This is a genomic window from Gluconacetobacter asukensis (assembly GCF_014174375.1).
Taxonomy (GTDB): Bacteria; Pseudomonadota; Alphaproteobacteria; order Acetobacterales; family Acetobacteraceae; genus Gluconacetobacter; species Gluconacetobacter asukensis.
In genome coordinates, this window is record NZ_JABEQE010000015.1 from 22,351 (window position 1) to 37,696 (window position 15,346).

Annotated in this window: 11 protein-coding genes; 7 read left to right on the forward strand and 4 right to left on the reverse strand. The window is 62.0% G+C overall.

Annotated elements, in window-relative coordinates:
* Positions 1 to 7 precede the first annotated feature (7 nt).
* From HLH35_RS15260 to HLH35_RS15270, 3 genes are all read left to right on the forward strand, one after another.
* A complete protein-coding gene (locus HLH35_RS15260; protein WP_182979960.1) occupies positions 8 to 2,029 on the forward strand; it encodes a phosphocholine-specific phospholipase C in 2,022 nt (673 codons plus the stop codon).
* A 529-nt stretch (positions 2,030 to 2,558) separates the two neighbouring features.
* Entirely contained in the window at positions 2,559 to 3,977 is a 1,419-nt protein-coding gene (locus tag HLH35_RS15265) for a diguanylate cyclase domain-containing protein (RefSeq protein WP_182979961.1), read from the forward strand.
* 647 nt (positions 3,978 to 4,624) lie between these two features.
* On the forward strand, positions 4,625 to 7,045 hold the full coding sequence (locus HLH35_RS15270) for a TonB-dependent receptor (RefSeq protein WP_246385139.1): 2,421 nt from the start codon (positions 4,625 to 4,627) through the stop codon (positions 7,043 to 7,045).
* A 206-nt stretch (positions 7,046 to 7,251) separates the two neighbouring features.
* Here the strand turns inward: HLH35_RS15270 and HLH35_RS15275 are convergent, their stop codons facing one another.
* Positions 7,252 to 7,737: a thioredoxin domain-containing protein gene (locus tag HLH35_RS15275; protein ID WP_182979962.1), complete on the reverse strand. Its 486-nt coding sequence runs from the start codon at positions 7,735 to 7,737 to the stop codon at positions 7,252 to 7,254.
* Positions 7,738 to 7,752: 15 nt separating this feature from the next.
* A complete protein-coding gene (locus HLH35_RS15280; protein WP_182979963.1) occupies positions 7,753 to 8,385 on the reverse strand; it encodes a peroxiredoxin in 633 nt (210 codons plus the stop codon).
* Between the two features lie 529 nt (positions 8,386 to 8,914).
* On the opposite strand from HLH35_RS15280, the gene HLH35_RS15285 reads away from it, so the two are divergent.
* From HLH35_RS15285 to cysE, 4 genes are all read left to right on the forward strand, one after another.
* Complete coding sequence (locus HLH35_RS15285; protein WP_182979964.1) at positions 8,915 to 9,124, forward strand: hypothetical protein; 210 nt, start codon at positions 8,915 to 8,917, stop codon at positions 9,122 to 9,124.
* Between the two features lie 42 nt (positions 9,125 to 9,166).
* Entirely contained in the window at positions 9,167 to 9,466 is a 300-nt protein-coding gene (locus HLH35_RS15290; protein ID WP_182979965.1) for a co-chaperone GroES, read from the forward strand.
* A 15-nt stretch (positions 9,467 to 9,481) separates the two neighbouring features.
* Positions 9,482 to 11,110: a chaperonin GroEL gene (gene groL / locus HLH35_RS15295; protein ID WP_182979966.1), complete on the forward strand. Its 1,629-nt coding sequence runs from the start codon at positions 9,482 to 9,484 to the stop codon at positions 11,108 to 11,110.
* Between the two features lie 77 nt (positions 11,111 to 11,187).
* Positions 11,188 to 12,060: a serine O-acetyltransferase gene (gene cysE / locus HLH35_RS15300; protein ID WP_182979967.1), complete on the forward strand. Its 873-nt coding sequence runs from the start codon at positions 11,188 to 11,190 to the stop codon at positions 12,058 to 12,060.
* A 21-nt stretch (positions 12,061 to 12,081) separates the two neighbouring features.
* Here the strand turns inward: cysE and HLH35_RS15305 are convergent, their stop codons facing one another.
* Both HLH35_RS15305 and gspD read right to left on the reverse strand, forming a co-directional pair.
* A complete protein-coding gene (locus tag HLH35_RS15305) occupies positions 12,082 to 12,924 on the reverse strand; it encodes a type II secretion system protein GspK (RefSeq protein ID WP_182979968.1) in 843 nt (280 codons plus the stop codon).
* Complete coding sequence (gene gspD, locus HLH35_RS15310; protein ID WP_246385140.1) at positions 12,921 to 15,338, reverse strand: type II secretion system secretin GspD; 2,418 nt, start codon at positions 15,336 to 15,338, stop codon at positions 12,921 to 12,923. The genes HLH35_RS15305 and gspD overlap by 4 nt, the downstream gene beginning before the upstream one ends.
* Positions 15,339 to 15,346 lie beyond the last annotated feature (8 nt).

Genomic DNA, 15,346 nt, shown 5'->3' on the forward strand with positions numbered 1-15,346 from the left:
CGGCCCGATGCGTAATGCCCCCGGACGCCGGCGCTTCCTGCAATGGAGCGCCGGGCTGGCGGCCGGGGGTGTGTTGCCCGACAATCTGCGCCGGGCCCTGGCCATTCCCCCGCATCGTGTGACCGGCACGATCGCGGATGTGGCGCATGTGGTGATCCTGATGCAGGAGAACCGGTCGTTCGATCATTATTTCGGCTGTCTGAACGGCGTGCGCGGCTATGGCGACCCCAGGGCCGAACGCCTGCCGGACGGGAGTTCCGTCTTTGCCCAGCCGGACGGCATGGGCGGGCGGGTGCTGCCGTTTCGCCTCGATACCGCCCATACTTCCAGCGCCTGTCTGGCCAGCCTCGATCATAGCTGGAAGGGAACGCAGGCGGCATGGGATGACTGGAATAACTGGGTGCCGCGCAAGACGGCCATGACGATGGGCCATTTCACCCGAGCGGAGATCCCTTATTATTACGCGCTGGCCGACGCGTTTACGATCTGCGACGCCTATCATGCCTCGATCTTCGGGCCCACCAATCCGAACCGGCTTTATTTCTTCACGGGCACCAATGGCCTGGCGGTGGGCAATCTGGGTCGGCAGGCCATCGAGAATGTCGATGACGGCAACTGGACCGCCGACATGGCGCATGACCGTGCATCGTTCGCGCCATTCCGTTGGATGACCTATCCCGAACGGTTGCAGGCTGCCGGGGTCTCGTGGCGGGTCTATCAAGAATATGATAATTTCGGTGACAATCCGCTGGCATCATTCGCCGCATTCCGGAAACTGGAGCGGCGGTCATGGCGATATCAGCGCGCGCGGCGCGTTGTTCCGGGGTCCAGCCGCGCGAACATGAAGAATTCGGACGGCCGGTATCTGGTCGAGGCGTTCGAGCGGGATGTGGCGAGCGGCCGCTTGCCGCAAGTATCGTGGATCGTGCCGCCCACCGCCCTGTCGGAGCATCCCGACGCGCCGCCGGGTTATGGCGAATTCCTGATCTCGCGCCTGATGGACGTTTTCGTGCGGTATCCCGATATCTGGGCGAAGACGGTCTTCATCCTGAACTACGACGAAAATGACGGGTTCTTCGACCATGTGCCGCCCCCGGTTCCCGCCCTGGAGGCGGCTCAGGGGGGCGGCACCGTTCCGGTGACGGGCGAGGTGTATGAGGGTGTGCCGGTCGGGCTCGGCCCACGGGTGCCGGCCCTTCTGATATCGCCCTGGAGCACGGGCGGCTGGGTCAACTCGCAGATTTTCGATCATACCTCGGTTCTGCGCTTTCTTGAGGCGCGGTTCGGCGTGGAGGTGCCGAACATCACCCCGTGGCGCCGCACGATCTGCGGGGACCTGACCTCGGCCTTCGACTTCACGCGCAAGGATGCACTGTGGCCGGCGGCCCTGCCGGATACCTCAGGCTATTTGGTTCGGACGCGTGCCTCGTGCCGTCTGCCGCCGCCGGTGATCCCCGACCGGCAGTCTCTTCCCCGTCAGGAAGACGGGCAACGGCCGGCCAGGCCCCTTCCTTATGACCTGCATGCCGATCTGGACGCGGGGGGTACGCTCCGGCTGGGCTGCGCCGGCACGCAGGGGGCCGTGTTTCGGGTGCGCGACGGGCATGGCGTGCGCCATTATACGATTGGGGCCGGGGGCGGCCATGCCGTCGCGGTCGACGGGGCGGTGACGGTGCAGGGGCCCAACGGCTTCTACCGTGGCTTTACGACCTGTGCCGGCGTTTCGGTGGCCTTGCGGGCGGGGACCTCCTTGGACGCGGTCGTGCTGCGGTTGGGCCGGGATGCTGGTGCTGCGCGCAGGGTTGTCGTTGTGGATGTCTATGGAGATAGGCGGTGGGAGGTTACGGTGCCACCGTGGGGATCGGTCGATGTCACGATCGAGATCGGCCGGAGCGACCATTGGTACGACCTGACGGTTGAACTGGACCAGGGAGGCCGGCGCGTTATCCGGCTTGCCGGTCATCGCGAGACCGGACGGCCCAGCCGCACCGACCCTGCCATCGGCAGCATGGCAGGTCTGCCCGCCTGACAGCCGGATTGCCAACGCGCCCTGATGACGATTCTGTGTGCGTTGGTGGGCGCCGATACGCAAAAATACATGCCTTACGTGATCTTTGCGGGTCTTTTTTGCGTATCGGACCATATTTCCAGTCAGCCCGTCAGTGTCCGGCCGGATTATCTGCCGTCTGGACTGGTATTGAAAATTTATATAACAAAAGGAATGACGTGATGTTTATGGATTGGGGGCGTTCGTGTCTCGGTGGAGGGTAATGAAGAATCGCCCAATGTTCTTCTGAAAGATGTGGAGCCTGCCTCGCATCCGGCGGGTGAGGGGGGACGGCGCGCGCTTTATATTTTGATTTTGGTACAAAAGAGTGCCAGCCTCTTCGGCCGTACGGGGGGCGATTGATAGGCTGCATGCAGTCCGTGTTGAATGGCATTTATTTCTCGCGGTTATCAGGGTACTGGTTGTACTGGATGCGCTGCGCGAGGGGGCAGGGTTGGGCTGGAGACCTTATCGTTCAGCAGAAACCAGACGAGGCATTGGAACGGCCGCGATGCTTGTTGCGGTCTTTGGTGCGAGTTGCCTGATTTCTCGTTTCTTCTTTACGGACGAATTCGGCTATTCCTCCTTCTGGCCACCAAACGCTGCGATGCTGGTCGCGCTGCTGACCTTGCGGCCCCGCCTGGCGATGGGGGTTCTGGCCGCCTGTCTGGCCGTCAATTTCGGGATCAACAGATTCGCCGGTGCGCTGTCGCCGCCCGAGAGCCTTCTGGCGTGCAGTCTGAATGTCATACAGGTATTGCTGGCTGCTCCCATGACGCGCCGCTTCTGCGGGGCGAAGATCGATCTGACGCGCCCGCGCCGTTTCGCGGCGTTTACCGTCATCGCGCTGCTGTCGGCCGCTACCGAGGCGGCGATCGGCGTCGCGATCGAATACTTGTTTCTGGGAGACGCCGCGCCGCCTATTGGCGAATGGATGCAATGGGTTCTCTGCGACGCGCTGGGGTTGCTGCTGGCCACGCCCGCTGTGTTGAATCTACTTCGCTACTCGCGTCCGGGGCAGATCATCCGGCGGGTCGAGAAAGAGAACGTGGCCTTGCTCCTGTCCTGTGTCGTGCTGACGATCCTCAGCTTCGCCTGGACGCGCTCACCATTGTTCCTGTTCCTCTACCCGGCCCTCGCGATGCTGGCCTTTCATGCCAGGCCCGCATGGAGCCTGACGGCCGTCTTCTTCGTCTCTGCCTTTGCCTCGGCGCTGACGGCGCGTGGATTGGGGCCGATCGCCCGATTATCGCCGGACGGCACGCTGATGCGCGAAGGCATGATGCAGCCTTACCTGTTCTCGCTTCTGCTGGTCGTGTTGCCGATCAACAACGCGGTGGGTGAAAAACGGCGCGACACCCGCCGGCTGATGATGATGAAGGCCAATCTGGAACATGCCGCGACGCATGACATGCTGACCTCGACCATGAATCGCCAGAAATTCGAGGCAGTTCTGAAGTCGGTGGTCGAATGGCTACAGCCGGGAGTGATTCTCTTCATCGATATCGACGATTTCAAGGGGGTCAATGACAGTTTGGGGCATCAGGCGGGAGATGCATTCCTGAAGGCGTTCAGCGTCCGGCTGCGGGGACTGGTTACATGGCGCGGCGGTTGTGTCGGCCGTTTTGGCGGCGACGAATTTGCGGCGTTCGTTCCGGGCAGGTTTTCGCCGGAGGAACTCGATGCGCTATGTGGCATGATTTCCAGCGCGCTACGCGCACCCTATTGCTTTGCGGGAGTCACGCGATCGGTGACGGCCAGCATCGGTGCGGTGATGACCGGTATGGATCGCATTACCGCCGATGAACTGATTCACCGGGCTGACACGGCCCTTTATGCGACCAAGGCGGCCGGTCGCGATGGGTATACGCTCTTCAGGGAGCCCGCCGCCGACGATCTGGTCCCTTTTTCGGCGGGCCGAGCGCTGTAAGACGGGGCGAGGCGGCTGCCCTGCCGAGATCAACCCGGCGTTAATTGTGTGATCAGGCGAGGGACCAGCCCGTTCGGGCCGGATCGAAGCGGGAGAGGCGCCCGCCGTCTCCCGCTGCCGGTTGCATTGCATATGATATGACATGTCATGTCGTATTCGAAATAAGAGGCGTCGCCTCCGTTCATGAATGGCGCCATCCGGTCCCTTAACCTGGCATTGGTAACGATACGAATCAGAGCCGTTGCGGTTTCATAATGTTGTCGTGGCGATCAAATGAATTGGCGCCATTTAGAAGGCAATTCGTGTCCAGTGCAGGGCAGAGGGATAATACTTTCAAATATTTTTTGGTTCTGCGGGGGCTGGGGGATCGAGGGCGGATGGGAGTTTCTCCGCCATATGTGTCAACATATGTCAGGGTGCCCTCCGTATCTGACAATTAAATCAATATAAACAGAATATTGAGGTGGTCGTTTCGGATTTGTCGTTTCTATATTCCCGATTGACCAAACATTGCCGAAATGTAACATTACTCTGGTCCGTAACTGATCTGCGTCACGAACATCGATCCTGGAGTCCTCAGCAGAATGCGACGACTTTCAAAAAACAACAGTGCGCGCCTCGCCTCGATGCTTTTTTCTTCAACCGTCATGGTGTCTGCTCTGACGGTCGGTCACGGAGTACAGGCTGCGTCGGCCCATGACCCGCATCACAAGAAGACGGCCAAGGCCGCAAAGGCTGCAATGCCGGCCCCGGCGAATGCGGCACCGGTCGTGCCTTCCGTCGCACAGGCCGGCGGGAAGGCCCATGCGGCAGCGACACGGGCTGCGCTTCAGGTGCCGTCGCAGGGCGAGGATATCGCCATTTCTGCGCAGCGCCGTGCCCATGGTACGATGATCACCGTTGGATCCGCTGCTATCGCGCGGGCGGTGCCGGGCACCAATCCGCTGAAGGTTCTGGCGCAGCAGCCCGGCGTCATGTTCCAGGCGGATGATCCGCAGGGTGTCGATACATGGTCGACCCAGATCTATATGCATGGATTCCTGCAGAACCAGATCAGCACGACGCTGGACGATATTCCGCTGGGTGAACTGGCCTATCGCAACTATAACGGCCTGAACCCCATACAGGCCATCAGTTCGGAAAATGTCGGCCGGCTGGACGTTTCGACCGGCGCGGGTGCCGAATCGGTGGCCAGTACGAACAATCTTGGCGGGTCGATCGAGTACCATTCTTCCGACCCGAAGAAGACGGCGGGTGGCACGGTTGCCCAGACCTTTGGCAGCAATGCGCTGTTCCATACCTTCGTGCGCCTGGATAGCGGTGAGCTGAACCACACGGGCACAAAATTCTACGTGTCGTATATGCGTAACGACACGGATAAATGGAAAGCGGGTGGCAACCAGTTCTTCCAGCAGGTGAATGCGAAATTCGTCCAGCCGATCAGGGACGACAGCAAGATTTCCGCCTTTTTCGATTTCAGCCAGTATGCCCAGTTCAACTACCAGGATTACTCGCTCGATATCTGGAAAAATGGCGGAAATTATATCGACAATTATTATAATGGCAAAGCGAGTGGCTATATCGCCGCCATTGAGGCCGCGCGGGGCAATTATCCGTCGCGCCTCAACGGCATCAGCGACAAGGCGGACGCCGCCTATTATGATAGCACCTCGGCCTCGACCGATTTCTTTGGCGGTCTGACGGGTGATTTCCGCCTGACGGACAGAGTGCGCTGGAAGACCACATTCTATGGGCACGGCGAACACCAGCATAATGACTGGACCAATCCGTTCTATCCGTCGCCTTCGGGTGCGCCGATGTTCGAGCAGGTGAAGGAACCGAGCATCCGGCGTTTCGGCGCTCTGTCCTCAGTGCAGTACGAGGTTGCCCACAACCATATCGAAGGTGGCGTCTGGTACGAAAACAACCAGTTCAATTCGACGATGTTTGGCTATTCACAGCCGAACGTGGTCGATGGCGTCATCCTGGGCAAGCCGATCAATCCGCTGGGCAATTTCTCGAACAAGACGCCCTTCATGCAGCTTTTTGGCCAGATCACGAACACGAACACCTTTACCGCCTTCGTCCAGGATACCTATAACCCTCTGCCGAACGTTGCCCTGCATTTCGGGTTCAAGTCGCTGCTCAATACGTCGCGCGCTGGCGACGGCTATTACAATACGGCTTATTATGGCCCGGGTGCTTCGGCGGCGGGTACGCTGACGACCGCGCGTGCCTTTCTGCCTCATATCAGCGGCGACTGGCATTTCCTGAGGCATCACGAGCTTTACTTCGATGTTGCGGAGAATGTGCATGCCTATCCGCAGGGGCAGTTCAAGACCGTTTCATCGCCCTTCGCGGTGACGCAGGCGGCCTTCGATTACGCACGCCCGAGCTTGAAGCCTGAAAGCGACTGGGCCTATGCGGTTGGCTATCGCTACTCCGACCATTTCATGGATGCGACGCTGCACGCCTATCACACAAATTTCTTCAATCGTCTTCAGCAGATCACGTCCGGCAATATCGTGAACCCGATCTCCACGGTGCTGAATGTCGGCGATATTACGATGAATGGCGTCGATGCCGGCCTGACCTTGCGGCTGGCGCGCGGTCTTTCGCTCTATAACAGCATCAGCTGGAACCATGCGACCTACGACGACAATGTGACGGCACAGGGCACCACCTATTACACCAAGGGGTCGCAGGTTGTCGCCTATCCCCGCCTGATGTACAAATCGAGCCTGAGCTACGCCTATCGTGGCTTCGATGCGAGTATCGACGCCTCCTACATGTCGCAGCGTAATCTGAGCTATACGGGCGACGCGAAGGTTCCGTCCTACTGGCTTGCGAATTTCAGGATGGGCTACAAGTTCGGCAATATGGGGAAATATGCCCATTCGCTCGGCTTCATGCAGAACCTGCAACTGGATTTCAACATCTACAACCTGACCAACCAGTTCTATGTCGCGACGATGGGAGAAAACGGGTTCCCGCTTTCGGGCGATTATCAGTCGTTCCTGCTGGGCGCGCCGCGCCAGTTCTTTGGATCAATTCGCGCGGAGTTCTGAGCGTCTGAGGCTGCATCCTGCCCCCGCGTCGCGGGGGCAGGTTCTCAGAGGCTGTTCCAAAAGCTCTGATGGTGAGTGGAAGCGCGGCATTGGCCGCGCGTCTGCCGGTGGTTTTTGAGCATCGGAGCGGCCTTGTAGGCCGCCCGCCGCGAAGCGCAGGAAATCGCCGTCAGGTCGCCGCCAGCGGGGCTTTTTGAAACGGCCTGTCAGGCCGCCCGGATCGTGCGGAGGGGGATGTCTTCAAGCCCGAGGGCTTCGGTCGCCTGAATGATATCGGTAAAATGCCTGCCGCGTGCCGGTGGGTGGGACAACGTGGTGCGGATTGTCAGGTCGGGATCGACCACATAAACCGTACGTTCCGCCATTGGCGTTGCCGGAACGATATCGCCGATATCCTGCATAACGCCCTGCCAGACCCTGGCGACGCGGTTTGCATCCTGTGGGGTGACCATCGTGAAGCCCGGGCCATGTGGGCTGTCATCGTCATGGCAGGGTGACAGGCCGAGCAGCCGCACGGGCTGTGTGCGCGCAAGTGCCCATGCGACGGCGCGGCGCAGGCTATCCAGATCGTAATCGGCCGGATGCGTGATGACGATGCCCCAGCTTCCTTGCAGCCATGTATGGAAATGAATCGGGCCCGCATTCGTCTCCGCCGCGAAATCAGGGGCCTGCCATCCCGGGAACAGCGTCATCGTGAATTCTCCCTTTCAGCGTGGCTGGGCAACCAGGCGCAGATAGGGGCGCAACGTCTTCCAGCCATTGGGGAAGAGGGCGCGGGCCTGCTCGTCGCTGACCGAGGGGGCGATGATCACGTCGTCGCCTTCCTGCCAGTTGGCGGGCGTTGTCACCTTGTGGCGGTCCGTCAGTTGCAGGCTGTCCAGCACGCGCAGGATCTCATTGAAATTGCGGCCGGCCGAGGGCGGGTAGGTCAGGGTCAGCCGGACCTTCTTTGCTGGGTCGATGATGAAGACTGTCCGGACGGTGACCTTGGGGTCCGCCGCCGGGTGGATCATATCGTAGAGCGCCGCGACTTTTCCGTCGGCGTCGGCGATGATCGGAAAATTGACCGTGGCCCCCTGGGTGTCGGCGATATCGGCTGCCCATTCGGCATGACTGCCGACCGGATCGACGGACAGGCCGATGACCTTGGTGTTGCGCTTCGCCCATTCCGGGGCGAGTTTCGCGACGGCCCCCAGTTCGGTGGTGCAGACAGGGGTGAAATCCTTGGGGTGGCTGAACAGGATGCCCCATGAATCCCCCAGCCATTCATGGAAGCGGATGCGACCGATGGTCGTCTCCTGCTCGAAATCGGGCGCGACGTCGCCGAGATGAATACTCATGATGTTGGTATCCTTCCAACCAGGCCCCGACCTGCTGGGGCGTTCGATAACGATCTTATATCGTTATATTAAACATTCAACGCAAAAATTGGTATTATAGGCGGCGTTCGTGATGCGCCTGGCGCAGGCATGTAGGCCTGACCCGTAAGGCAACGCGTCGTGCGAGCCGGACCTTTTAAGGAGGCTCTATGATAAAAATCACAATTAAAACAATTATATGAATGGATTTACGTTGCGATCCGCGCATTAATAACATTAATCATCGTAATATGATTAATAATACGATTCTATGATGTTTTAATCTTGACGTATGCCGGAGAGCCTGTATCGTCCCGCCTGTCGCCATCGCATGATGGCGTGATCATCCGGGGTATGGAGTCCGATGACCCTCATGAGTGCGCGAATGTGTCGCAATAATCGATGTAGCGTGGGATGGTCCGGCCACATGGGGCCGCCGCCCGCCCGATAATGCGCCGGCGGTGAATGCTGCCGGCGGACCCGCGCAAGCGGAACGACAAGGCAGCAGGCAATGTTTGAATCACGGATCGTCGAAATCGAAGGCACGTTTCTGGGTGCGCTGATTGTGGAGGCTGACCGCAAGACGCGGCGCTTCTACGCAGCGCATGAGAGCGTGCGCCCCCTCCATAACCGTGTCCTGGCCGAGCCGGACGAACTGACGCGGCAGGTCGTGTGGCAGTTCCGCCGCGCCCACGCGGACAGCCTGACACAGGTGCGGTAATCCGAACGCGGAAATTCTGAAATCGCCGGAAGGTTTGAGACAATGAGTGGATTTCGTCCTCTGCATGACCGTGTGGTCCTGCGGCGTATCACCCCTACCGAGCGGACGGTGGGCGGTATCATTATTCCGGATTCGGCGCAGGAAAAGCCGGTCGAGGCCATCGTTGTGGCGGTGGGACCGGGCGCGCGGGATGAGCGGGGGCAGGTGGTGCCGCCGGACGTCCATGAAGGCGATCGCGTCCTGTTCGGAAAATGGTCGGGTACGGAAGTGAAGATCGACGGTGAGGATCTTCTGATCGTCAAGGAAACGGACCTGTTCGGCATCATCGCCGGCACGCGCTGACATTCGGAGAGCATCATGGCTACGAAAGACGTCAAATTCGCGGGTGACGCCCGGGCGCGGCTTCTGGCGGGGATCGATATCCTTGCCGACGCGGTGAAGGTCACCCTGGGCCCCAAGGGCCGCAACGTCGTGATCGAGAAGAGCTTCGGCGCGCCGCGTATCACCAAGGACGGTGTATCGGTCGCGAAGGAGATCGAACTGGCGGATCGATTCGAGAATCTGGGCGCGCAGCTTCTGCGTGAGGTCGCCAGCAAGACCAATGACCTGGCGGGTGACGGTACCACCACCGCGACGGTCCTGGCCCAGGCGATCGTGCGGGAAGGGTTGAAATCGGTGGCGGCGGGATTCAACCCGCAGGATATCAAGCGCGGAATCGACCATGCTACCGCCGCGGTAATCGAGGAACTGCGTGCCCGTACCCGCCCGATCGCAACCAAGGAGGAAACCGCACAGGTTGCGACCATTTCGGCCAATGGCGAGGCGGCGATCGGCCGGATCATCTCCGACGCCGTGCAGAAGGTGGGCAAGGACGGTGTCATTACCGTCGAGGAGGCCAAGGGTTTCGAGACCGAGCTGGACGTGGTCGAGGGGCTGCAGTTCGACCGGGGATATATCTCGCCCTATTTCGTGACCAATACGGAGAAGCTGATCGCGGATCTGGAGAACCCCTATATCCTGATCCATGAGAAGAAGCTGTCGTCCTTGCAGACGCTGCTGCCGTTGCTGGAGAGTGTGGTCAAGTCCGGTCGTCCGCTGCTGATCATCGCCGAGGATGTCGAGGGCGAGGCGTTGGCAACGCTGGTGGTCAACAAGCTGCGCGGCGGGCTGAAGATCGCGGCAGTCAAGGCGCCGGGTTTCGGTGACCGGCGCAAGGCGATCCTGGAAGATATCGCGATCCTGACGGGTGGCGAAGTCATCAGCGAGGATCTGGGCATCAAGCTGGAATCCGTGACGCTGGCCCAGTTGGGGCGGGCGCGCAGGGTGGTGATCGACAAGGACAATACCACGCTGGTCGATGGGGAAGGCGACGCCGAAGCCATCAAGGGACGGGTGGCGCAGATCCGCGCGCAGATCGAGGAGACGTCATCCGACTACGATCGCGAGAAATTGCAGGAGCGTCTGGCGAAACTGGCGGGCGGGGTGGCCATCATTCGGGTCGGCGGGTCGACCGAGATCGAGGTGAAGGAGCGCAAGGACCGGGTGGACGATGCGCTGAACGCGACGCGTGCGGCGGTGGAAGAGGGCATCGTGCCGGGTGGTGGCACGGCACTGGCAAGGGCGGCGTCGGTCGTGGCCCGGCTGCAATTCCACAATGAAGACCAGCGGATCGGTGGCGAGATCGTGCGTAAGGCCCTTCAGGCGCCCTTGCGCCAGATCGCGGTGAATGCCGGCGAGGATGGGGCCGTCGTCGCCGGCAAGGTGCTGGAGGTCGACGATTATCATTACGGCTTCGATGCCCAGATCGGCGAGTACAAGGACCTGGTGGCGGCCGGCATTATCGATCCGACCAAGGTGGTACGCACCGCGCTGCAGGATGCGTCGTCGGTTGGCAGCCTGCTGATCACGACCGAGGCCCTGGTGACAGAAAAGGCCGAGGCGAAATCACCCGCCGCCGCACCGCAGGGTGCGGACCTGGGATATTGACGAAAACGGAAGATCGCGTTCGTCCGCTCGGGCGGACGCGATCCCTTTCGCCTTCGGGGATGGGACTGGAACAGAGGATGGACGCGGACGTCACCAGCCTGCGTGCCTATTTCGAACGGGGCGGGGTGGATGCGGCGGCGGTCAGTGCCGTCGCCCCTTCGATCTCGCCCGCCGGGCTGTGGGAATTGATTCGGGGCGAAGCCCGGGCGCACCGCGACCCGGTTCTACGGGACCTGACCCGGCCGAGCATTCTCGATCAGCCGGATTTCGCGACCGCGCTGGCCTATCTGCTGTCGCGCAAGCTCAGCAACGATCTGATGCGCAAGGCAAGTGTCTTTGCATTGATCAGGGATTTCCAGATCGGTCATCCGCAGGCGGTCGATATGGCAGTTGCCGATCTGGCGTCGATCCGCGAGCGCGATCCGGCCGCCAGCGGGCTGCTGGTCCCGTTCCTGTTCTTCAAGGGGTTCCATGCGATCCAGTCCTATCGGGTCGCGCATTGGCTGTGGCAGGAAAACCGCCGCCCGCTGGCACATTATATCCAGGGTCGGGCGTCGGAAATGTTCGCCGTGGATATTCATCCTGCCGCGCAACTGGGGCAGCGGGTCATGTTCGACCACGGAACCGGCATCGTGGTGGGCGAAACTGCGGTGATCGAGGATGATGTCGCCCTGTTGCAGAACGTCACGCTGGGTGGGACCGGCAAGGAGGCTGGCGACCGGCATCCCAAGGTGCGGCGGGGGGCGCTGATCGGAACCGGGGCCAAGGTGCTGGGCAATATCGAGATCGGCGAGGGCGCGAAGGTCGGCGCCGGGTCGATCGTGCTCAAGCCTGTTGCCCCGTTCACGACCGTTGTGGGCAACCCGGCGCGGGTCGTCGGTGCGCCGCACAGGGGCCTGCCATCGCTGACCATGGATCAGAGCCTGCCGGCTATTGAGTATGAAATCTGAGGGCCCGGCGGTTTTTCCGGCTCACGATCCTGACTGCAATTGGACGATATGCACGATATCGGCCAGGGGTGTGCTGGGGTGTTGGGTCGGGGTGAGCAGGACCGTGGCCTGACGGGTTGTGCGGCCACCCTGGCCGTCCTGGACGATGATCTCGGCCCTGAAGCTGCTGGGTCTGTTCTCGTTGCGGGAGGGCGGAGGGGGCACGGCGTCACCTGCCTTCCGCAAGGCTTGTCGCACCGTGGCGTCGGCTTGCGTGATATCCGGATCGTTGGGCTGGATGACGGAGAGATGCGGCGCCATGGCGCGCAGCAGGGCTGGATTCATGCCCATGACCAGTCCGATCTCGCCGACTGTCTGGAAGGAGCCCTGCGGCGGACGATAGGTCAGTCCTGCCGCCAGATAGCGGGCGCGCATGGCTGCGACATTGCCCTGTGCGCTGCTGCGCCATTCCACCATGTTGGCCGCGACCGAGGCCGCCTGGCTGGCGGTCGCGCCGCATTGTTCCATCAGGGCGGCCAGCAGGGCGCGGGGTGCGCTATTGGGGTTGATCAGGCCGGCTTCGCTGCGTAGTCGCGTGGTCAGGGTCAGGCCGTCCATTTGCGTGACATAGGCGCGGCCATCCATCGCCCAACGCGCCGGGGATCGGTCCAGGGCGTGAAAAATCGCCTGCCAGATTGCGCCATCCGCTTCTTCCTGCATCTGGGTTGCGCCACGCAGCGCCCGGATTCCGCGCAATTCGGTGTCGGCTGTGGCGATGACGATGGAGACGAGCAGAGACAGCCCCACCAGCGTCCACAGCACGATCAGCAGGGCGAAGCCGCCCTGGCGGTCGCGCCCGGCCGATGTCGGGGCGCGGCACGTCACCGGTCCAGCCCCACCCCCCGTCGCAGCGGCCGCAGGGGGTCGGCGCTGCCGGTCGTGTGCATCGGCGTCAGTTCATCGGGCACGTTTGCGGCATTCGGATGGGTGTCGCGCAGATCTTCCATCAGGCTGACCGCATCGCGCTCATCATGGATGACGTGGGGCGTGATGAGGATGAGCAGTTCGGTACGCTGGCGATTGTTGTTCTGGTTGCCGGCCAGGAAGCCCAGAACGGGGATGTTCTTCAGCCAGGGGATGCCGCTGTTGGCGCGGCTGGAATTCTCGGTGATCAGCCCGGCCAGCCCCACCGTCTGCCCGTCCTGCACCACGACGCGCGAACTGACCGAGCGGTCGTTGAAGGTGGGGTTGGTGGTGGTACTGGTGGTCGTTACCGCCGAGGTGCTGCTGACCGAGCTGACCTCCTGCGCGATGTCCAGCGTGACCAGGCCGGCATGGCTGACATGGGGCGTGACTTCCATGATCACGCCGGTCGGCTGGTAGGTGAACTGGTTGTAGATCGACGTGCCGATGGTGCTGGACTGCGATCCGATCTGGACCGGCACCAATTGCCCGACCTGCAACCGGGCCGGGTGATTGTCCTGGACCATCAGCTGCGGCGAGGACAGGACATGCACGGTGGTGACGTTCTGGAGCGCGTCGATGGCGAACGGTGCGCCGCCGCCGCTGGCGCCGCCGATGATGAAACCTGGCAGGGTATGGCTGAATGCGGCGGTCGCCAGCGTGCCGGTGGTGATCGTCTGGCTGTTGGTGCTGAGCACGCCGTTGATGCCGCCGGACTTGAAGAAGAACTGCGTGCCGTATTGCAGCGCGTCGTTGAGCTGGACCTCGGCGACCACGGCATCGATCCGGACCTGGAGCGGCATGACGTCGATGCGGTTCAGCATCAGTTCCACATTGTCGCTCTCCTGGTCGGTGGCGTAGACGAGGATCGCGTTATGCTGGCCATTGGAGATGATCCGCATGCCCTGCGTGCGGGAGGACTCGCTGCTTGCGGAACTGTCCAGTCCGCCCAGCAGGGGATTGTTGAAGGAAGCGGCCTGCTGCTGGCCCGTGCCTGTCGCCCCCTGGGTTCCTGCCGGGGTTCCTGTCTGGGTGCCGGTCGCACTGTTGGTGCCCAGGCCGCCGGTCGTGCCTGCATTGCCACCCAGTCCGCCCAGGCCGCCGGTGGTGCCACCCGTGGCGCCACCGCCCAGATTGCTCATGGCGTTGCCCATGCCGCCGGTGAAGCCGGTCTGGGTGAGTTGTGAGGTCGTGCCCGGTGTGGTGCCGGGCGGCAGGGCCGTCACATTGTCCGGGGTGAAGGCCTGTTGCAGCGTGTAGGTGACGTCGTTCACGTTGGAATTCTGCACATAGAAGATGTGCCAGGACCGGATCGTAGCGCGGCGGTTGCGTTCGATCAGTGCGAACAGGCGGCGTGCATCGTCGATATAGCGCGTATTGCGTGCCACGATCAGCACGGCGTTGACGCGGGTGAGGGGCAGAACCTGCACGATTTGCGCCAGGGAGCCGCCGCTGCCGTGCAATGCCGTCTGCAGGGCCGACGCCATGTCCTTGGCATTGCCGGAATCGACCGGAAGAAGCGCATAGGATTGGCTGCTGAGCCAGTCGACGTCGAATGCGTGGATCACCTCGACCAGGGCGTTGCGTGCCGCCGGGTCGCCGCTGACGATCACCGCGTTGCCGCTGTCGACCGGCGTGAGGTGCGCGCCGGACTGCACGAAGGGCTGAAGGGCGCGTGTCAGGCTGGCAGCCTCGGCGTAGCGCAGCGGGACCATGATGTTGCCGCCCAGCGCGGGGTTGTCGGTCATTCCGGCCATGCCGGACGGGGAATTGCCGCCCTGCAGACCGCCGGGTTGGCCTTGGGCGGGGACGATGCGGTACAGCCCGTCGCTGTGCAGGAGCACGGCCTGGACCTGGGCCAGGAGCATCTGCAATGCCGGCAGTACCTGCGCATTCGTCAGGGGGGCGGAGGTATGCAGCGTCACCGTCCCATGCACCGCCGGGTCGATCGCGTAGTTCACATGCAGGATATCGGTCAGGATCTGTGCTGCGGCATCGCGTATGTCGGTATCGGTGAAGTTGAGGGAAATCTGTCCTTCGCCGGCCGCGATGCCCGAGGATCGCAGGGACGGCAGGGTATTGCGGCCGTAACTATACTGCACCTGCCCGGACGCATCGGTCGTGCCGATCCGCCCCTGGGCGCCCTCGGGAGCCGGAGAGGCCAGTGGCAGCGCGCCGGGCAGCGGTTTGACCCGTGGCGGCCCATTGTCGCACCCCGCCACTGACAGGCAGAGGGCCAGGCCGGTCCAGAGGGAAGGGGCATGACGAGGCATCGGGCCCTCGGGCAGGCGGCGACGCGTTGTCATGCCTGCCAGGGAGCGGATCAGAATATTCATCGCGTAAG